At 69.1% G+C, this 17,237-nt stretch carries 19 protein-coding genes; 15 read left to right on the top strand and 4 right to left on the bottom strand.

The features are described from left to right. The first annotated feature begins 174 nt into the window (after positions 1 to 174). The 7 genes from petA to uvrC all read left to right on the top strand — a co-directional run bounded on the left by petA (position 175) and on the right by uvrC (position 8,397). Positions 175 to 744, top strand: a complete 570-nt coding sequence (petA, locus tag PARN5_RS0108665) for a ubiquinol-cytochrome c reductase iron-sulfur subunit (protein ID WP_026155292.1) — start codon at positions 175 to 177, stop codon at positions 742 to 744. 10 nt (positions 745 to 754) lie between these two features. Further along, entirely contained in the window at positions 755 to 2,077 is a 1,323-nt protein-coding gene (gene petB / locus PARN5_RS0108660; RefSeq protein WP_017999383.1) for a cytochrome b, read from the top strand. Positions 2,078 to 2,090: 13 nt separating this feature from the next. Next, the gene (locus PARN5_RS25100; protein WP_026155291.1) at positions 2,091 to 3,485 is read left to right on the top strand and encodes a cytochrome c1; all 1,395 of its coding nucleotides are present in this window, start codon (positions 2,091 to 2,093) and stop codon (positions 3,483 to 3,485) included. A 145-nt stretch (positions 3,486 to 3,630) separates the two neighbouring features. Further along, positions 3,631 to 4,500, top strand: coding sequence for a ribokinase (locus tag PARN5_RS0108650; RefSeq protein ID WP_017999381.1), 870 nt, complete (start codon positions 3,631 to 3,633; stop codon positions 4,498 to 4,500). Positions 4,501 to 4,539: 39 nt separating this feature from the next. Then, entirely contained in the window at positions 4,540 to 5,352 is an 813-nt protein-coding gene (locus PARN5_RS0108645; RefSeq protein WP_026155290.1) for a S49 family peptidase, read from the top strand. Between the two features lie 103 nt (positions 5,353 to 5,455). Further along, a complete protein-coding gene (locus tag PARN5_RS0108635; protein WP_017999378.1) occupies positions 5,456 to 6,226 on the top strand; it encodes an SDR family oxidoreductase in 771 nt (256 codons plus the stop codon). 299 nt (positions 6,227 to 6,525) lie between these two features. Continuing rightward, positions 6,526 to 8,397 (top strand): excinuclease ABC subunit UvrC, encoded by a 1,872-nt coding sequence (gene uvrC, locus PARN5_RS0108630; protein WP_017999377.1) that lies wholly within the window; start codon positions 6,526 to 6,528, stop codon positions 8,395 to 8,397. Positions 8,398 to 8,400: 3 nt separating this feature from the next. Here the strand turns inward: uvrC and PARN5_RS0108625 are convergent, their stop codons facing one another. After that, positions 8,401 to 8,805 (bottom strand): group II truncated hemoglobin, encoded by a 405-nt coding sequence (locus PARN5_RS0108625; RefSeq protein WP_017999376.1) that lies wholly within the window; start codon positions 8,803 to 8,805, stop codon positions 8,401 to 8,403. 165 nt (positions 8,806 to 8,970) lie between these two features. On the opposite strand from PARN5_RS0108625, the gene pgsA reads away from it, so the two are divergent. The 4 genes from pgsA (at position 8,971) to PARN5_RS0108605 (ending at position 11,309) form a co-directional block, all read left to right on the top strand. Beyond that, positions 8,971 to 9,600, top strand: coding sequence for a CDP-diacylglycerol--glycerol-3-phosphate 3-phosphatidyltransferase (gene pgsA / locus PARN5_RS0108620; protein WP_026155289.1), 630 nt, complete (start codon positions 8,971 to 8,973; stop codon positions 9,598 to 9,600). Further along, positions 9,596 to 9,841, top strand: coding sequence for a molybdopterin converting factor subunit 1 (moaD, locus tag PARN5_RS0108615; RefSeq protein ID WP_026155288.1), 246 nt, complete (start codon positions 9,596 to 9,598; stop codon positions 9,839 to 9,841). The genes pgsA and moaD overlap by 5 nt, the downstream gene beginning before the upstream one ends. A 1-nt stretch (position 9,842) precedes the next feature. Beyond that, the gene (locus tag PARN5_RS0108610; RefSeq protein ID WP_017999373.1) at positions 9,843 to 10,277 is read left to right on the top strand and encodes a molybdenum cofactor biosynthesis protein MoaE; all 435 of its coding nucleotides are present in this window, start codon (positions 9,843 to 9,845) and stop codon (positions 10,275 to 10,277) included. 75 nt (positions 10,278 to 10,352) lie between these two features. Further along, complete coding sequence (locus PARN5_RS0108605; protein WP_017999372.1) at positions 10,353 to 11,309, top strand: acetyl-CoA carboxylase carboxyltransferase subunit alpha; 957 nt, start codon at positions 10,353 to 10,355, stop codon at positions 11,307 to 11,309. A 255-nt stretch (positions 11,310 to 11,564) separates the two neighbouring features. On the opposite strand, the gene PARN5_RS0108600 is transcribed toward PARN5_RS0108605, so the two are convergent. After that, the gene (locus PARN5_RS0108600; protein ID WP_017999371.1) at positions 11,565 to 12,833 is read right to left on the bottom strand and encodes a 4-aminobutyrate--2-oxoglutarate transaminase; all 1,269 of its coding nucleotides are present in this window, start codon (positions 12,831 to 12,833) and stop codon (positions 11,565 to 11,567) included. A gap of 101 nt (positions 12,834 to 12,934) precedes the next feature. On the opposite strand from PARN5_RS0108600, the gene PARN5_RS0108595 reads away from it, so the two are divergent. Further along, positions 12,935 to 13,654: a rhomboid family intramembrane serine protease gene (locus PARN5_RS0108595; protein WP_026155287.1), complete on the top strand. Its 720-nt coding sequence runs from the start codon at positions 12,935 to 12,937 to the stop codon at positions 13,652 to 13,654. On the opposite strand, the gene mnmD is transcribed toward PARN5_RS0108595, so the two are convergent. Then, a complete protein-coding gene (gene mnmD / locus PARN5_RS0108590; RefSeq protein ID WP_017999369.1) occupies positions 13,651 to 14,304 on the bottom strand; it encodes a tRNA (5-methylaminomethyl-2-thiouridine)(34)-methyltransferase MnmD in 654 nt (217 codons plus the stop codon). The genes PARN5_RS0108595 and mnmD overlap by 4 nt on opposite strands. A gap of 46 nt (positions 14,305 to 14,350) precedes the next feature. On the opposite strand from mnmD, the gene PARN5_RS0108585 reads away from it, so the two are divergent. After that, positions 14,351 to 15,352, top strand: a complete 1,002-nt coding sequence (locus PARN5_RS0108585; RefSeq protein WP_017999368.1) for an FAD-dependent oxidoreductase — start codon at positions 14,351 to 14,353, stop codon at positions 15,350 to 15,352. Here the strand turns inward: PARN5_RS0108585 and PARN5_RS0108580 are convergent. After that, a complete protein-coding gene (locus PARN5_RS0108580; protein WP_017999367.1) occupies positions 15,336 to 15,842 on the bottom strand; it encodes an NnrU family protein in 507 nt (168 codons plus the stop codon). The two genes, PARN5_RS0108585 and PARN5_RS0108580, sit on opposite strands and share 17 nt — an antisense overlap. A gap of 90 nt (positions 15,843 to 15,932) precedes the next feature. On the opposite strand from PARN5_RS0108580, the gene PARN5_RS0108575 reads away from it, so the two are divergent. Continuing rightward, on the top strand, positions 15,933 to 16,493 hold the full coding sequence (locus tag PARN5_RS0108575; RefSeq protein ID WP_026155286.1) for a DUF4202 domain-containing protein: 561 nt from the start codon (positions 15,933 to 15,935) through the stop codon (positions 16,491 to 16,493). Then, positions 16,486 to 17,166, top strand: coding sequence for a CbiX/SirB N-terminal domain-containing protein (locus tag PARN5_RS0108570; RefSeq protein WP_017999365.1), 681 nt, complete (start codon positions 16,486 to 16,488; stop codon positions 17,164 to 17,166). The genes PARN5_RS0108575 and PARN5_RS0108570 overlap by 8 nt, the downstream gene beginning before the upstream one ends. The last annotated feature ends 71 nt before the right edge of the window (positions 17,167 to 17,237 follow it).

Here is a 17,237-nt window from a genome sequence, read left to right as displayed (position 1 = left end):
CCGCGACGCGCAACCAAAATGCGACACCTGCGGTGTTTTGCGCCGGAACCAGCGCCCTACCCCGCTGGACTGACAGGAACTTGATCGCTAGAACCGCCTAGGCGAGGGCTGTGTTCGACACGGCCCCATGCGTCGTATAGCCCCGGTTTCGGGGCATAAATGGAGATCAGACCCGTGTCCCACGCAGACGAACACGCAGGTGACCACGGCACCCGGAGGGATTTCCTCTATTTCGCGACCGCCGGCGCCGGCGCCGTCGCGGCCGGGGCTGCCGCCTGGACCCTTGTCAACCAGATGAACCCCTCGGCGGATGTGCAGGCGCTTTCCTCGATTCAGGTCGATGTCAGCGGCGTCGAAACCGGCACCCAGCTGACGGTGAAATGGCTCGGCAAGCCCGTGTTCATCCGCCGCCGCACCGAGGACGAGATCCAGAAGGGCCGCGATGTGCCGCTGGGCGACCTGATCGACCAGAGCGCCGAGAACCCCAACAAGCCCAATGAGCCCGCCACCGACCAGAACCGCACCCTGGACGAGGCCGGCGAATGGCTGGTGATGATCGGCGTCTGCACCCATCTCGGCTGCGTGCCGATCGGCGATGGCGCGGGCGATTTCGGCGGCTGGTTCTGCCCCTGCCACGGGTCGCACTACGACACGGCCGGCCGCATCCGCAAAGGCCCGGCTCCACAGAACCTGCATATTCCCGTTGCCGAATTCGTCAACGAAACCACGATCAAGCTGGGCTGAGGAGGCGCACATGGCCGGAATTCCCCACGACCATTACGAGCCCGAGACGGGTTTCGAACGCTGGCTGCACCGCCGCCTTCCGGTGGTCAGCCTGGTCTACGACACCATCATGATCCCCACCCCGAAGAACCTGAACTGGTGGTGGATCTGGGGCATCGTGCTGGCCTTCTGCCTGGTGCTGCAGATCGCGACCGGCATCGTGCTGGTGATGCATTACACCCCGCATGTCGACCTGGCCTTCGCCAGCGTCGAGCACATCATGCGCGACGTGAACGGCGGCTACATGCTGCGCTATCTGCATGCGAACGGCGCATCGCTGTTCTTCTTTGCCGTCTATATCCATATCTTCCGCGGCCTCTATTACGGCAGCTACAAGGCCCCGCGCGAGGTGACCTGGATCGTCGGCATGCTGATCTATCTGATGATGATGGGCACCGCCTTCATGGGCTACGTGCTGCCCTGGGGCCAGATGTCCTTCTGGGGCGCGACCGTCATCACCGGCCTCTTCGGCGCCATTCCGGGCATCGGCGCGTCGATCCAGACCTGGCTGCTGGGCGGCCCGGCGGTCGATAACGCCACGCTGAACCGCTTCTTCTCGCTGCATTACCTGCTGCCCTTCGTGATCGCGGCGCTGGTGATCGTCCACATCTGGGCCTTCCACACCACCGGCAACAACAACCCGACCGGGGTCGAAGTCCGTCGCGGTTCCAAGGAAGAGGCGCAGAAGGACACCCTGCCCTTCTGGCCCTATTTCGTGATCAAGGACCTGCTGGCGCTGTCGGTGATCCTGGTGGTGTTCTTCGCGGTGGTGGGCTTCATGCCGAACTATCTCGGCCACCCCGACAACTACACCGAGGCGAACGCCCTGGCGACGCCCGCGCATATCGTGCCGGAATGGTATTTCCTGCCCTTCTACGCCATCCTGCGCGCCTTCACCGCCGATGTCTGGGCGGTGCAGCTGGTGAACTGGCTGTCCTTCGGCATCGTCGACGCCAAGTTCTTCGGCGTGCTGGCGATGTTCGGTGCCATCATCGTCATGGCGCTGGTGCCCTGGCTTGACACCTCGCGGGTGCGCTCGGGCCAGTACCGGCCGCTGTTCAAGTGGTGGTTCTGGATCCTGGCGGTGGATTTCGTCGTGCTGATGTGGGTCGGCGCCATGCCGGCCGAGGGGATCTATCCCTATATCGCGCTGGCGGGTGCGGCCTATTGGTTCGCCTATTTCCTGATCATCCTGCCGCTTCTGGGCATCATCGAGAAACCGCTGCCCATGCCTCAGACCATCGAGGACGACTTCAACGCCCATTACGGGCCCGAAACCCATCCTGCCGAGTAAGGAGAGGCATCCAATGACCCTGAGAAACGCATCGCTCACGGCTGTTGCGGCCCTGACGGTTGCCTTGGCAGGCGGGGCCGTGGCGCAGGACGCGACGACGGCGCCCGGCACCACCGCCCCCGCGGGCTCCAGCTACCAGACCACGCCGCAGGCCGCCCCGGCGGCCGAGGCCCCGGCCACCGGCTCCGAAACCGCGACCGAGGCTCCGGCCGAGGCCGAGGCAGGTTCTGACGACCAGCCGGCGGCGGCCCCCGCCGCGGAGGCTCCGGCCGCAGAGGAACCGGCTGCCGAGGCGCCGGCCGAAGACGCCGCGGCCACCGAGGCCCCTGCTGCTGAAGAGCCGGCTGCCGAGCAACCCGCGGCCGAGGCTCCGGCCGAAGCCGCGCCTGCCGCGGAAGCCCCGGCGGCCGAGCCCCCCGCAGAAGCTCCGGCCGAAGAGGCCGCCGAGCCCGCCGCGGAACCGGCGGCCGAAGCGCAGCCCGCCGACCAGGCGGAAAGCACCGAGGCTGCGGCTCCCGAGACCGCCGAGCCTGCGGCCCCGGCCGAGGAGGCCGCCCCCGCCGAAGCCGCGACCGAGGCTGAGCCGGCTGCCGAAGCCGCACCGGCCGAGGAACCCGCGGCCGCCGAGGGCGAGCATGCGGCCGAGCATGCCGCCGCCCCGGCCGAAGAGGCCGGCGCCAGCCATGCCGCGCCGCATATCGAGGACATCTCGTTCAGCTTCGAGGGCCCCTTCGGCAAATACGACCAGTTCCAGCTGCAACGCGGCCTGCAGGTCTATACCGAAGTCTGCGCCGCCTGCCACGGCCTGACCTATGTGCCGCTGCGCACGCTTGCCGACGAGGGCGGGCCCGCCCTGCCCGAGGACCAGGTCCGCGCCTATGCCGCGACCCTGTCCATCATGGACGAGGAAACCGGAGAGGAGCGCCCGCGCATCCCGACCGACCACTTCCCGACCGTGCATGGCGATGGCATGGGCCCCGACCTGTCGCTGATGGCCAAGTCGCGGGCCGGGTTCCACGGCCCCTATGGCACCGGCATCAGCCAGCTGTTCAACGGCATCGGCGGGCCGGAATACATCCACGCCATCCTGACCGGCTTCAACGGCGAGGAAAAGGAAGAGGCGGGCAGCACCTTCTATCACAACGCTGCCTTCTCGACCGGCTGGATCAAGATGCCGCCGCCGCTTTCGGACGGCCAGGTCACCTATGAGGACGGCACCGAGGCGACCGTGGACCAGATGTCGCGCGACGTGGCGGCCTTCCTGATGTGGACGGCCGAGCCGAAGATGATGGACCGCAAGCAGGTCGGCTTCGTCTCGGTCCTGTTCCTGGTCGTGCTGTCGGTGCTGCTGTATCTGACCAACAAGAAGCTGTGGTGGCCGATCAAGCATCCGCGCAAGCCGGAATGACCGCCGCTCCATGAACAGCAGACGCGCCCCCCGGGGCGCGTCTTGCGTTTCCGGGATGGACAAGGCGTCGTGCCAAGGCTGAAATGCCGCGGTGCGCCGCCGGCGTTGCAGGGGTATTTGGGAAACGGTGAATGAAGAGGCGCGGATGACGATCTACAATCTCGGCTCGATCAACATCGACCATGTCTATCGGCTGCCGGCCATGCCCCGCGCCGGAGAGACCATGCATGCCCTGTCCTATGCCCAGGGCCTGGGCGGCAAGGGCGCGAACCAGTCGGTCGCCGCCGCCCGCGCCGGGGCGCCGGTGGTGCATCTGGGCGCCATGGGCACGGCCGAGGATTGGGTGATCGCGCGGCTGGCCGCGGCCGGGGTCGATACATCGGGCATCGCCCGGCTGGCCGATACGGCTACCGGCCATGCCATCATCCTGGTCGATGCCTCGGGCGAGAATTCCATCGTCCTGCATGGCGGCGCCAATATGGCGCTGCCCGCCGACCTGCCCGAGCGCGCGGCCTTCGGCCCCGCCGACCTGCTCATGATGCAGAACGAGACCAGCCTCCAGGTCCAGACCGCCGCCCGCGCCCGCGCCGCCGGCGCCCGGGTGATCTATTCCGCCGCCCCCTTCGAGATCGGGGCGCTGCGGGCGGTGCTGCCGCATGTCTCGATCCTGGCGGTGAACGCGATCGAGGCCCGCGACACCTTTGCCGCCTTCGGCGAGGATCTGCCCATCGAGGGGCTGCTGATCACCCGTGGCGCCGAGGGGGCCGAGTTCCGCGACCTGCGCGCAGGCCAGACCTGGCACCAGCCGGCGTTTCGCGTCGAGGCGGTGGATACCACCGGCGCCGGCGACTGCTTTGCCGGCTGGTTCGCGGCCGGGCTGGCGCGGGGCGAGGATGCGCCGACCGCGCTGCGCCACGCCGCCGCCGCTGCCGCGGTGCAGGTCACGCGCGCCGGGGCCGGCGACGCCATGCCCGACCGCGCCGAGGTGATGGCCTTTCTGAAAGCGCAGGGCTGAGTGCTTGCCGCCGCCCCGCCGCATGCCTATCTGGAGCACATGAAAATTCCATTCCTGAACCGCCTCGTGAACCGCCCGGCCAGCGTCGCCGTGCTGCGCCTGCAGGGCGCCATCGGAATTGCCGGTCGCGGCGGCTCCGGCCTGTCCGATGCGGCGCTGGCACCGATGCTGGAACGCGCCTTCAAGCGCAGGAAGCCGGCCGCGGTGGCGCTGGCGGTGAACTCGCCCGGCGGCTCGCCGGTGCAGTCCAGCCTGATCGGCGCCCGCATCCGCCGGCTGGCGCAGGAAAACGATGTGCCGGTGCATGCCTTCGTCGAGGATGTGGCAGCCTCGGGCGGCTACTGGCTGGCCTCGGCCGCCGATTTCATCTGGGCCGACGACAGTTCGGTCCTGGGCTCGATCGGGGTGATCTCCTCGGGCTTCGGCTTTGCCGAGCTGATCCAGCGCCACGGCATCGAGCGGCGCGTGCATACCGCCGGGCGCTCGAAGTCGATGCTGGACCCGTTCCGGCCCGAGTCGCCCGAGGACGTGGCCCGGCTGGAACGGCTGCTGGCTCCGATCCACCAGGCCTTCAAGGAGCAGGTGATCGCCCGCCGCGGCAGCCGCCTGGCCGAGGACCGCGACCTGTTTACCGGCGAGATCTGGACCGGCCGCGAGGCGGTCGAACTGGGCCTGGCCGATGGCATCGCCCATCTGGTGCCCAAGATGCGCGCGCTTTACGGCGACAAGACCCGCTTCCTGACCTATGGCCAGCGTGTGCCGCTGCTGCGCCGCTTCGGCCTGTCGGCCGAGGCGCTGATCGGCGGCGTCGAGGAACGCGCCGCCTTTTCCCGCTTCGAGGTGCGCGGATGATCAAGACCGTCATCCTGTGCCTGCTGATCATCATCGCGCTGGCGCTGGTCGCCGGCCCGGGCGTGCGCCGGATCATCGCCAAAATCCTGGGGATTCCGCTGAAATGACCGCGCTGATTACCGGGGGCGCCCGCCGGCTGGGCAAGGCCATGGCGCTGTATCTGGCCGGCCGCGGCCACGACATCGCCGTACATTGCCACGCATCCGCCGCCGAGGCCGAGGCCACCGCGGCCGAGATCCGCGCGCTTGGCGTCCGCGCCAAGATCCTGCAGGCCGATCTTCTGGACCCCGAGGCCGCCGAAGCGCTGGTGCCGCGCGCCACCGCGGCCTTGGGACCGCTGACGGTGCTGGTGAACAATGCCTCGATCTTCGAATACGACAACCTGCAAAGCGCCAGCCGGCACAGTTGGGACCGGCACATGGGCTCGAACCTGCGCGCGCCCTTCCTGCTGACCCAGGCTTTTGCCGCCCAGGCGCCCGGGGCCGACCGCGGCGGCGACGAGCCGGTGGCGCGCGCGCTGGTGGTCAACATGATCGACCAGCGGGTGCTGAAACCGACGCCGGAGTTCATGACCTATTCGCTGGCCAAGGCGGGCCTGTGGTGGCTGACCCGGACCTCGGCCCAGGCCCTGGCGCCCGACATCCGCGTCAATGCCATCGGCCCCGGCCCGACCGTGCAGGGCACCCGGCAATCCGACAGCCATTTCAGCCGCCAGCGCGCCGCCACCATCCTGGAACGCGGCGCCGGGCCGGGCGATGTCTGCGCCGCGCTGGGATTCTTCCTCGACTCGCCCTCGGTCACCGGCCAGCTGATCTGCACCGACGGCGGCCAGCATCTGGCCTGGCGCACGCCCGATGTCCTTGGGGTTGAATAGCGCCGGGCCGTGCCCTTGCGGCAAGTTGTCCACCTTTGGCCGGGCATTCACCGATCCTTCACGATTCTGGCAAGAGATTCAGGGGATTGGCGAAAGGAGAAAAAATATACGACGAAAACAAGGCGTTACTTTACTGCCTGTTTTTTGTGCAGATCGAGGAATCCCCAACAAACGCTTGCGGATCGACCGCTGCTCCCAAGCTGATTCACAGAGTTATCCACAGATTCCGTGGACAGGATTCTGCTTGAACTTCCACGCCGGAACTTGCAGCGCGGCCCCAGAATCATTTCGTTAACAGCATGACCGATTCCACCCCAGACAAGCGGCCCGCCAAGACCGGCCACGCGCTGATCCAGGACTATCTGAAGACGCTCGACGGCTCGCCGGGGGTCTATCGCATGCTGGATGCGCAGGGGGCGGTGCTCTATGTCGGCAAGGCGCGCAACCTGCGCGCGCGGGTGTCGAACTATGCCCGCCCGGCCGGCCATTCGGGGCGCATCGCCCGGATGATCCGCGAAACCTGCTCGATGATGTTCCTGACCACGCGCACGGAAACCGAGGCGCTGCTTTTGGAACAGAACCTCATCAAGCAGCTGAAGCCACGCTACAACGTGCTTCTGCGCGACGACAAGTCCTTCCCGAACATCCTGGTCGCCAAGGCGCATCCCTTTGCCCAGATCAAGAAGCACCGCGGCGCCAAGTCGGAAAAGGGCGACTATTACGGCCCCTTCGCCAGCGCCGGGGCGGTGAACCGGACGCTGAACCAGCTGCAGCGGGTGTTCCTGCTGCGCAGCTGCACCGACGCGACATTCAGCAGCCGCACCCGGCCCTGCCTGCTATTCCAGATCAAGCGCTGCTCGGCGCCTTGCGTCGGCCGCATCGAACAGGCGGATTACGCCGCGCTGGTGCTGGACGCCGAACGCTTCCTGCAAGGCAAGTCCACCGCCGTGCAGGCCAACCTGGCGCGCGAGATGGCCGAGGCCGCCGAGGCGATGGAATACGAACGCGCCGCCGCGCTGCGCGACCGCATCAAGGCGCTGACCGCCGTGCAATCGGTGCAGGCGATCAACCCGCGCGGCGTGCCCGAGGCCGACGTGATCGCGCTGCATATGGAGGGCGGCCAGGCCTGCGTGCAGGTGTTCTTCATCCGCGGCAATCAGAGCTGGGGCAACCGCGACTTCTACCCCAAGCTCAACGGCGTCGAATCCGCCGATGAGGTGATGCAGGCGTTCCTGGCGCAATTCTACGACGGCAAGGTGCCGCCGCGCATGGTCCTGCTGTCGCATGGCATCGAGGATCCCGACCTGATGGCCGAGATCCTGACCGAGAAGGCCGGCCGCAAGGTCGCCCTGGGCGTGCCCCAGCGCGGCGAAAAGGCCGAGCTGGTGGAAAACGCCCTGCGCAACGCGCGCGAGAGCCTAGCCCGCCGCATGTCGGAAAGCGCCGCGCAGCAGCGGCTGCTGGAGGGTCTGGCCGAGGCCTTCGACCTGCCCGCCGTGCCGCAGCGCATCGAGGTCTATGACAACAGCCATATCCAGGGCAGCAATGCCGTCGGCGGCATGGTGGTCGCCGGCCCCGAAGGCTGGATCAAGAGCCAGTATCGCAAGTTCAACATCAAGGGCACCGAGATCACCCCCGGCGACGATTTCGGCATGATGCGCGAGGTGCTGACCCGCCGCTTCTCGCGCCTGCTGAAAGAGGATCCCGACCGCCAGACCGACGCCTGGCCCGACCTGCTGCTGATCGACGGCGGCGCCGGGCAGGTCTCGGCGGTGCATCAGATCATGGCCGACATGGGGGTCGAGGACATCCCCATGGTCGGCGTCGCCAAGGGCCTCGACCGCGACCACGGCAAGGAGGAATTCCACCGCTTCGGCCAGCGCCCCTTTGCCCTGCGCATGAACGATCCGGTGCTGTATTTCGTGCAGCGCCTGCGCGACGAGGCGCATCGCTGGGCCATCGGCACGCATCGCGCCAAGCGCGCCAAGGCGGTGATGGCGAATCCGCTGGACGAAATCGCCGGCGTCGGCGCCAGCCGCAAGCGCGCCCTGCTCCAGCATTTCGGCAGCGCCAAGGCGGTCAGCCGCGCCGGTCTTGCCGACCTGGTCGCGGTCGAGGGCATCAGCGAATCGCTGGCGCAGAAGATCGTGGATCACTTCCAGAAGGGCTGAGGCTCAGTCCCGGTTGCGCGAGGTCTCGGCCGCGACGGCGAAATGCCGCATCAGCTGCGCCGCCAAGTCCGGGGCGATACCGCGTTGCGCGATGGCCTTTTCCATGCAGGCCAGCCACAGGTCGCGCATCTCGGGGCCGATGGGGACATGCTTGTGGATCTCGCGCAGGCGGGAATGGCCGTGGCGCATGACGTAATGCTGCGGCCCGCCGAAGAAGCCGCAGAGGTAATTGAACTGCTCGGCCCGCGAATGCGCGACGCCCGAGCCTTGCAGATGCAGCTGGTGCAGCGGCTGCGCCGCCTCGTCCTGCTCGATGATGTCGTAAAACAGCTCGACCAGAGCCCGCACGCCCTCCTCGCCGCCCAGGCGGGTGAACAGCGAATCCTTCTTTTGTCCGGCGAAATACATGGGGCCCTCCGCAAGCCACGGCCGCAGCCTAGCAGGAAAATGCCCGATTCGCGGCAAAAATTGTGCTTTCCGGGAAATAATTATTCCCATCCAGAAATAGCGCAGGCGCGACCCGCCGCGTCTGGCCTCTTCCCCCCGGCCGCGCAAGCGCCTAGATTGCAGGCCATGCGCTGGACCCTGCCCAATATCCTGACCGTTCTGCGACTTGCGGCCGCGCCGCTGGTGCCGCTGATGTTCTTTTTCCTAAGCCGGCCCTTCGCGGATTTCGCGGCGCTGGCGCTGTTCCTGGTCGCCGCCGTGACCGACTGGTTCGACGGCTATCTGGCGCGCGCCTGGGGCCAGGAAAGCCGCTTCGGCGCCGCCATGGATCCGATCGCCGACAAGGCCATGGTCATCATCGCCGTGGTGGTCATCACCGGCTATTCCGGCATGAACCCCTGGCTGATCCTGCCCTCGACCGTGATCCTGTTCCGCGAGGTCTTCGTCTCGGGCCTGCGCGAATTCCTGGGCGACCAGTCGCGGATGCTGAAGGTCACCAGGCTGGCGAAATGGAAGACCACGGCGCAGATGGTCGCCATTGCCGTGCTGTTCCTGGGCACCGGGCTGAACTATTACGAGGTCGGACACCCGCCCCTGGTGGGCGAGACCAGTCTGCCCTGGTCGGACAGCTGGTCGGATCTCGCGACGCAGGCAGGGCTTTTGCTGATCTGGATCGCCGCCGTGCTGACCGCGATCACCGGCTGGGATTATTTCGACAAGGCACGGCCTTTCCTGAGGGATTCCGATGGCCATTGACGTGCTCTATTTCGCCTGGCTGCGCGAACGCATCGGCCAGCCGCGCGAGCGGATCGAGACCCGCGCCGCCACCGTGCGCGAGCTGGTGGCCGAGCTGGTGGCGCTGGACGAATGGCACGCCGCCGCGCTGTCGGACCTGGCGGCGGTGCGCGTCGCGCTGGACCAGGAACTGGCCGATCTCGACGCGCCGCTCGCCGGCGCGCGCGAGGTGGCCTTCTTTCCGCCGATGACCGGGGGCTGAGATGACCGCCCGGGTGCAAAGCGAGCCCTTCGACCTCGGCACCGAACTCTCGGGCTTCGGCACCGGCGCCGGCGCCATCGTGACCTTCTCGGGCCTGGTGCGCGACGAGGGCGGCCGGCTGGTCGCGCTGGAGATCGAGCATTATCCCGGCATGACCGAAAAGGCGCTGGCCGCCTATGGCGCCGAGGCGGCGCAGCGTTTCGGCCTGTCGGACTGGCGCGTGATCCACCGCCATGGCCGGTTGGCGGTGGGCGAGCCGATCATGATGGTCGCGACCGCCGCCCGCCACCGCCAGGCCGCCTTCGCGGCGGCGGAATACCTGATGGACTGGCTGAAGTCGCGCGCCCCGTTCTGGAAGCGCGAGATCGGCCCCGACGGTGCCGGCGCTTGGGTCGAGGCCCGGTCCGAGGACGAGGACGCGCTGTCGCGGTGGTGACGCGCAAGTTGCAATCCGGGCCCCGGACAAGCATATAGTCCCCGCAGATGGACCGATCACAGCGCGGAGCCCTGAATGACCTATCTCGAGTTCGAAAAGCCCCTCGCCGACCTGGAGGGCAAGGCCGAGGAGTTGCGGGTGCTGGCCCGCAAGGGCGAAGGCGTCGATCTCGAGAAAGAGGCCGCGGCGCTCGACAAGAAGGCCGGCGACATGCTGCGTGACCTCTATCGCCAGCTCGATCCCTGGCGCAAGACCCAGGTCGCCCGCCACCCCGAACGCCCGCATTGCCGCGACTATATCGAGCAGCTCTTCACCGAATACACGCCCTTGGCCGGCGACCGCGCCTTTGGCGAGGATCACGCCGTCATGGGCGGCCTCGCCCGCTTCCGTGACAAGCCCTGCGTGGTGATCGGCCATGAAAAGGGCAACGACACCAAGACCCGCATCACCCATAATTTCGGCATGGCCCGGCCCGAGGGCTATCGCAAGGCGATCCGGCTGATGGACATGGCCGACCGCTTCCGCCTGCCGGTCATCACCCTGGTCGACACGCCCGGCGCCTATCCCGGCAAGGGCGCCGAGGAACGCGGCCAGTCCGAGGCCATCGCGCGCTCGACCGAGAAATGCCTGCAGATCGGCGTGCCGCTGGTCTCGGTCATCATCGGCGAGGGCGGTTCGGGCGGCGCCGTGGCCTTCGCCACCGCGAACCGCATCGCCATGCTGGAACATTCGATCTATTCGGTGATCTCGCCCGAGGGCTGCGCCTCGATCCTGTGGAAGGATGCCGAGAAGATGCGCGAGGCCGCCACGGCGCTGAAGCTGACGGCGCAGGACCTGAAGAAACTGGGCGTGATCGACCAGATCATCGCCGAGCCGCTGGGCGGCGCCCAGCGCGCGCCCCAGGACGCCATGGCCGCGGTGGGCGACGCCATCGCCGCCATGCTGGCCGAGCTCGACGGCAAGAAGCCGGCCGAGCTGGTCAAGGACCGGCGGCAGAAGTTCCTGCAGATGGGCTCCAAGGCGCTGGCCTGACCCCGCCGCCCGGGCCGCGGGGGTATTTGAAAAACGGTGAAAGGCCGGGGCGATCCGCGCGTCCGGGCACTGTCCTGCAGCTTTCTCTGTTTCCGAAATACCCCGCCGACCGCTCTCATGCGCGCGGCCGCTTGGGTATTTGAGGAACGAAGAAGCCATGGCCTCTCGCCCCTTGGGCGCCGCCCCGGCCTGCTTTTTTTTCAAATACCCGGCCGGCCGCGACCGGGGGCGCGGCCGGTGCCGGTTGGCGCCGGATCAGCCGCGGGCGGCGCGGATCGAATCCTCGATGATGTCCAGCGCCTCGTCGAAGACCGCGTCGGGGATGGTCAGCGGCGCCAGGAAGCGGATCACGTTGCCATAGACGCCGCAGGTCAAGAGGATCAGGTTGCGCTTCAGCGCCTCCTCGCGCACCCGGTTGGTCAGTTCGGGGTTGGGCTTGTCGCTGCCGGTGATGTTGAACTCGACCGCGTTCATGAAGCCGGGGCCGCGAATGTCGACGATCTCGGGCACCGCCTCGGCCAGGCCGGCCAGGCGCTGCTTCAGTCGCTGGCCGAGCCGGGTGGCGCGGTCGCAAAGCTGCTCCTCCTCGATCACGTCCAGCACCGCATGGGCGGCCGCGACGGCCAGCGGATTGCCGGCATAGGTGCCGCCCAGGCCGCCGGGCTGCGGGCTGTCCATCACTTCGGCCCGGCCGGTGACGGCGCTGATCGGCAGCCCGCCGCCCAGGCCCTTGGCCATGGTGGTGAGATCGGCCGCGACGCCATGGTGCTCCATGGCGAACAGCTTGCCGGTGCGGGCAAAGCCGGTCTGCACCTCGTCCGCGATCAAGAGGATCGAATACTGGTCGCAGATCTGGCGCAGGCGCTGGATGAAGCCCGCCGGCGCCTCGTAGAAGCCGCCCTCGCCCTGCACCGGCTCGATGATGATCGCCGCGACCCGCGCCGGGTCGATGTCGGATTTGAACAGCCGGTCCAAGGCCGCCAGCGCGTCCTCGGCCGTCACGCCATGGGTGCTGTTCGGAAAGGGCAGGTGCCAGATGTCGTTCATCATCGGCCCGAACCCGGCCTTGTAGGGCTGGACCTTGCCGGTCAGCGACATGCCGAGGAAGGTGCGGCCGTGGAAGCCGCCGGAAAAGGCGATCACCCCGGCCCGGCCGGTATGGTGGCGGGCGATCTTGATGGCGTTTTCCACCGCCTCGGCGCCGGTGGTGTAGAAGGCGGTCTTCTTGGGCCCCTTGCCGGGAACCAGCGCGTTCAGCCGCTCGGCCAGGGCGACGTAATTCTCGTAGGGCACGACCTGGTGGCAGGTATGGGTGAAGCGGTCGAGCTGCTCCTTGACCGCCGCGATCACCTTCGGGTGGCGGTGGCCGGTGTTCACGACCGCGATGCCGGCGGCGAAGTCGATGTAGCGATTGCCGTCCTTGTCCCAGATCTCGGCGTTTTCGGCGCGCTCGGCATAGACCTGCGTGGTCATGCCGACGCCGCGCGAGATGGCGGCGTTCTTGCGGTCGGTCAGGCTGGTCATCGGCGCCTCCTCGGATGCGATTCGGGGGTGATGCTATACGCGGCCCGGCGATCCGAACAGGGCCGCTTGCGCGCGCCCATGCGATGCTTCAGGCTGCGGCCATGTTCCCGATCCGCGACCACAACCCCTCCGAGCGCACGCCGCATGTCACCTATGGGCTGATCGTCCTGAACCTCGCGCTGTTCCTGCTGACCATGCCCTGGGCGGGCGGCCAGGTCGGGCTCTGGGACCGGCTGGCGCTCTATCCGGTGGCGATCACGCATGGCGCATGGCTGTGGGGTCTGGTGACGCATATGTTCCTGCATGCCGGCATCATGCATATCGCCGGCAACATGCTGTTCCTGTGGGTCTTCGGCGACAATCTCGAGGACCAGATGGGCCCCCTGGGCTTTCTGGGCTTCTACCTGGCCTGCGGGCTGGCGGCGGCGGCGGGTCAGATCGCCGCGGATCCCGGCAGCGGCGTGCCCATGGTCGGGGCCTCGGGCGCCATCGCCGGGGTGATGGGCGGCTATCTCCTGATGTTCCCGCGCGCCCGGGTCGATGTCATCGCCATCATCATCGTCATCATCCGCCGCTTTACCATTCCCGCCTGGGTGCTGCTGCTGGCCTGGTTCGGCATCCAGCTGGTCTCGGGCGCCATCGGCACCGAGGACGGCGTCGCCTATGTCGCCCATGCCGGGGGCTTCCTCGCCGGCATCGTGCTGGCGCTACCGCTGTTCCTGCGCCGCGGCGGCCCCGCCTTCTGGCGCCGCACCCACGGCCGGCCGCCGCATGCGGCGCTGGAGTTTCCGCCCTCGCGCATCCCGCAGGTGCGCCGCTAGAGCCGGCCCCGGCTCATGTGGCGCTTGCCGGCAAAGCCCGGCGCGCGGCTGACCGCGAAGCCCGCCGCCGCCAGCGCCCGGCGGACATGGCCGGCGGCGGTATAGGTCGCGAATGTGCCGCCCGGCGCGGTATGGCGGGCGACCTCGGCCATCAGCGGCTCGCCCCAAAGCTCGGGGTTCTTCGCCGGCGAAAAGCCGTCGAGGAACCAGGCATCCGCCCGGCCCGGCCAGGCGGGCAGCGCGGCGCGCGCATCGCCGACGATGATCTCGGCGCTGACGGGGCCGACCTGGAAGCGCCGGGCGGGCCAGCCGGTGCGCAGGGCCTCGGCTAGCGGCGCCAGTTCGGGAAAGGCGGCATGGGCGCGGGCCAGTTCGTCCAGCGCCATCGGGAAGGCCTCGAAACTGGTGAAGCGGACCGGGACCGTCGCCACCTGCGCCAGCGCCAGCAGGTTCAGCCCGGTGCCGAAGCCCAGTTCGGCGACGTGAAAGCCGGGCACCAGCCGCGCCGGCAGGTCGTTTCCGGCCAGGAAGACATGCCGGGTTTCCTCGAGCCCGCCGTTCAGGCTGAAATACGGGTCGTCGAAGCGGGTCGAGACCGGGATGCCGCCCTCGCGCCATGCCAGCGCCGCGCTCTGGTCGGGATCGCTCATTCGCGCTAACTCCTGTTTTCCGGCAGATGCGGCAAGGGGCGGCGGGATGGCAAGCGAAATCACGGTGGCGGGCGCGGGGATCTATGGCCTCGCCTGCGCATGGGAGCTGGCGCGGCGCGGCCAGCCGGTGCGCGTGGTCGAGATCGCCCGCATCGGCGCCGGCGCCTCGGGCGGCACGGTGGGCGCGCTGGCCCCGCATGCGCCGGAAAACTGGAACGACAAGAAGCAGGTGCAGCTGGACGCGCTGGCCGGCGCCGAGACCTGGTGGGCCGAGGTGGCCCGGGCCGGCGGCGTGGATCCCGGCTATGCCCGCACCGGCCGCATCCAGCCCGTCGCCCCGGGGACCGAGGCGCGCATGGCCGAGCGCATCGCCGCTGCCCGCCGCCATTGGCCGGCCTGGGCAACGATGCAGATCACCGATGCGCCGCAGGGTCCGCTGGTGCCGCCGTCCGGGACCGGGCTGTGGCTGGTCGACCGGCTGACGGCGCGCATCAGCCCGCGCCGGGCCGGGGCGGCGCTGGCCGCCGCGATTCGCGCGCGCGGCGGCATCATCGAGGAAGGCGCCAGCACCGAGGGCCCGGCGATCTGGGCCACCGGCTGGACCGGGCTGGCGCCCTTCGGCGGCGGCGGCGTCAAGGGCCAGTCGGCGCTGCTGGCCTTCGCCGCCCCCGAGGCGCCGCAGGTCTTTGCCGAGGGGCTGCATATCGTGCCCCATGCCGACGGCACGGTGGCGGTCGGCTCGACCTCGGAACGCGACGTGACCGACCTTGGCACCGATGCGCAGCTTCAGGCGCTGATCGACAAGGCCCGGGCGCTGTGCCCGGCGCTGGCCGATGCGCCGGTGGTGGACCGCTGGGCCGGCATCCGGCCGCGCGCGCTGTCCCGGGCGCCGCTCCTGGGGCCATGGCCCGGCCGGCCGGGGCATTATGTCGCCAATGGCGGCTTCAAGATCGGCATCGCCATGGCGCCGGCCTGCGCGGCGATGCTCGCGGACCTGATCCTCGACGGGCAGGACCGCATCCCCGAGGGGTTCAGGGTGCCGGATTGACCCCGATGACCAGCGGGTGCAGGTGATAGAGCGCGATCCAGACCAGCGGCACCGCCGCCAGCCGCCACCACGCCAGCCGCCAGACCAGAAGCCGCCGCATCATCGCCAGCCCCAGCACCGCATAGCCCAGCAGGAGCCCGAACAGGATCACATGCGCCAGGTCGCCATTGGCCAGCAGATGCGCCCCGCCCCACAGCGAGAACCCCAGCATCAGCCCGCCCATGCCGCCGACCAGCGCCGCCAGCACCGCGACGGGCATGGCGATGTTCGCCAGCCAGCGCGTCCAGGGCCATTGCGGCCAGATCTCGACGAAGGGCGCCCGCCCCGCCGCCACGATCAGCCAGTAAAGCAGCGCCAGCGACAGCAGGCTGTAGCCCATGACATAGGCCCGCTTGCCAAAGCGCGCGACCAAGGGCCCGCGCAGACGCGCCGGGATGACATGCGAGCCCAGAAAAGCGGCGAGCGCCAGGGCGAATTCCAACCATTCCATGCCTTGACCCTAGCCCCGGCGCCAGGCCCCCGCAATCCGCATTGACCCGGGCACCGCCTGCGGCATGATGGCGCAAAAAGGATGCCGCCCATGACCCGCCTTCAGACCGCTTTCGACGCCATCGACCAGGCCAATGCCGCCGACCCGCATCTCCAGGACGGCGAGCCCCGCGAACTCCTCTATGGCCAGCGCATGACGGCCGAGCAGCGGGCGCTTTACCCCGACGCCTCCGAGCCCCTGCAGATCGCCTGCCGCGGCCAGCATGTCGAACGCTGGCTGCTGCCGCGCGACGCCTATCCGATGGACCGGCCCGGCTACCTGGCCTGGCGCACCGAACAGGGCCGGCGCCACGCCGCCCGCGTGGCCGGGATCATGCAGGCGGCGGGCTATGATCCCGAATCCATCGCCCAGGCCGAGAAGATGCTGACGAAACAGGGCATCAAGCGCGACCCCGAGGTGCAGGCGCTCGAGGACGTGGCCTGCTTCACCTTCATCCGCTGGTATCTCGGCCCCTTCGCCGAAACCCGCGACGCCGAGGAATTGCAGCGCATCGTCGAAAAGACCGCGCGCAAGATGTCGCCGCAGGCGCGCAGCATCGCGCTGACCGAATTCGCCATCCCCGAACCCTTCGCCGCCGCCTTCCGTGCCTAGGGCGCTCATCGTCGCCCACGGCCAGCCCGGCGACCCCGGCCCGCAGCAAGCCGCCATCGAGGCGCTGGCCGCCCGCATCCCGCTGCCCGGGGTGACCATCCGGGGCGCCACGCTGGCCATGCCCGGCGCGCTGGACGGGGCCGAGGACGACATGCTGGTCTATCCGCTGTTCATGGCGGCGGGCTGGTTCACCCGCAGCGAACTGCCGCGCCGCCTGGCCCGGGCCGGCGCCCCGAAGGCCCGCATCCTGCCGCCCTTCGGCGCCGACCCCGGCCTGCCCGCGCTCGCCCGCCGCCTGCTCTCGGCGGCAGCCGCCGCGCAAGGCTGGGCCTTGAACGAAACCCACATCCTGCTCGCCGCCCATGGCTCCGGCCGCTCGCGCGCCCCGGCCGAGGCGGCGCGCCAGATGGCCGCCGACCTCGCGCCCCTGACCGTCACCTGCGGCTTCATCGAGGAACCGCCCCGCCTCGCCGAGGCCGCCCGCGCCCTGCCCGCGCGCACGCTCTGCCTGCCGCTCTTCGCCACCAGCGCCGGGCACGTCACCGAGGACCTGCCCCAGGCGCTGGCCGAGGCCGGCTTCCGCGGCATCACCCTGCCCGCCATCGGCCTTGCCCCCGAAGTGCCGGAAATGATCGCCGCCAGCATCAGGGCCGCCCTTGCCGAGCGGCCCTGATCTTCTTTGCTCTGCAAATACCCACGGCAACCGCGCCACCGCCACCGCACCAGGCCCTGGGAAACCGCGGC

Origin of the sequence: Paracoccus sp. N5, assembly GCF_000371965.1 — a bacterium.
Classification (GTDB): Bacteria; Pseudomonadota; Alphaproteobacteria; order Rhodobacterales; family Rhodobacteraceae; genus Paracoccus.
The sequence above is the reverse complement of the archived record's forward strand: the minus strand, read 5'-3'. Positions and strand labels throughout refer to the sequence as shown.

Coding starts and splice junctions, on each gene's coding strand:
- petB (WP_017999383.1), top strand. CDS start 755: ATGGCCGGAATTCCCCACGACCATTACGAGCCCGAGACGGGTTTCGAA.
- PARN5_RS25100 (WP_026155291.1), top strand. CDS start 2,091: ATGACCCTGAGAAACGCATCGCTCACGGCTGTTGCGGCCCTGACGGTT.
- PARN5_RS0108650 (WP_017999381.1), top strand. CDS start 3,631: ATGACGATCTACAATCTCGGCTCGATCAACATCGACCATGTCTATCGG.
- PARN5_RS0108645 (WP_026155290.1), top strand. CDS start 4,540: ATGAAAATTCCATTCCTGAACCGCCTCGTGAACCGCCCGGCCAGCGTC.
- PARN5_RS0108635 (WP_017999378.1), top strand. CDS start 5,456: ATGACCGCGCTGATTACCGGGGGCGCCCGCCGGCTGGGCAAGGCCATG.
- uvrC (WP_017999377.1), top strand. CDS start 6,526: ATGACCGATTCCACCCCAGACAAGCGGCCCGCCAAGACCGGCCACGCG.
- PARN5_RS0108625 (WP_017999376.1), bottom strand. CDS start 8,805: ATGTATTTCGCCGGACAAAAGAAGGATTCGCTGTTCACCCGCCTGGGC.
- pgsA (WP_026155289.1), top strand. CDS start 8,971: ATGCGCTGGACCCTGCCCAATATCCTGACCGTTCTGCGACTTGCGGCC.
- PARN5_RS0108610 (WP_017999373.1), top strand. CDS start 9,843: ATGACCGCCCGGGTGCAAAGCGAGCCCTTCGACCTCGGCACCGAACTC.
- PARN5_RS0108605 (WP_017999372.1), top strand. CDS start 10,353: ATGACCTATCTCGAGTTCGAAAAGCCCCTCGCCGACCTGGAGGGCAAG.
- PARN5_RS0108600 (WP_017999371.1), bottom strand. CDS start 12,833: ATGACCAGCCTGACCGACCGCAAGAACGCCGCCATCTCGCGCGGCGTC.
- PARN5_RS0108595 (WP_026155287.1), top strand. CDS start 12,935: ATGTTCCCGATCCGCGACCACAACCCCTCCGAGCGCACGCCGCATGTC.
- mnmD (WP_017999369.1), bottom strand. CDS start 14,304: ATGAGCGATCCCGACCAGAGCGCGGCGCTGGCATGGCGCGAGGGCGGC.
- PARN5_RS0108585 (WP_017999368.1), top strand. CDS start 14,351: ATGGCAAGCGAAATCACGGTGGCGGGCGCGGGGATCTATGGCCTCGCC.
- PARN5_RS0108580 (WP_017999367.1), bottom strand. CDS start 15,842: ATGGAATGGTTGGAATTCGCCCTGGCGCTCGCCGCTTTTCTGGGCTCG.
- PARN5_RS0108575 (WP_026155286.1), top strand. CDS start 15,933: ATGACCCGCCTTCAGACCGCTTTCGACGCCATCGACCAGGCCAATGCC.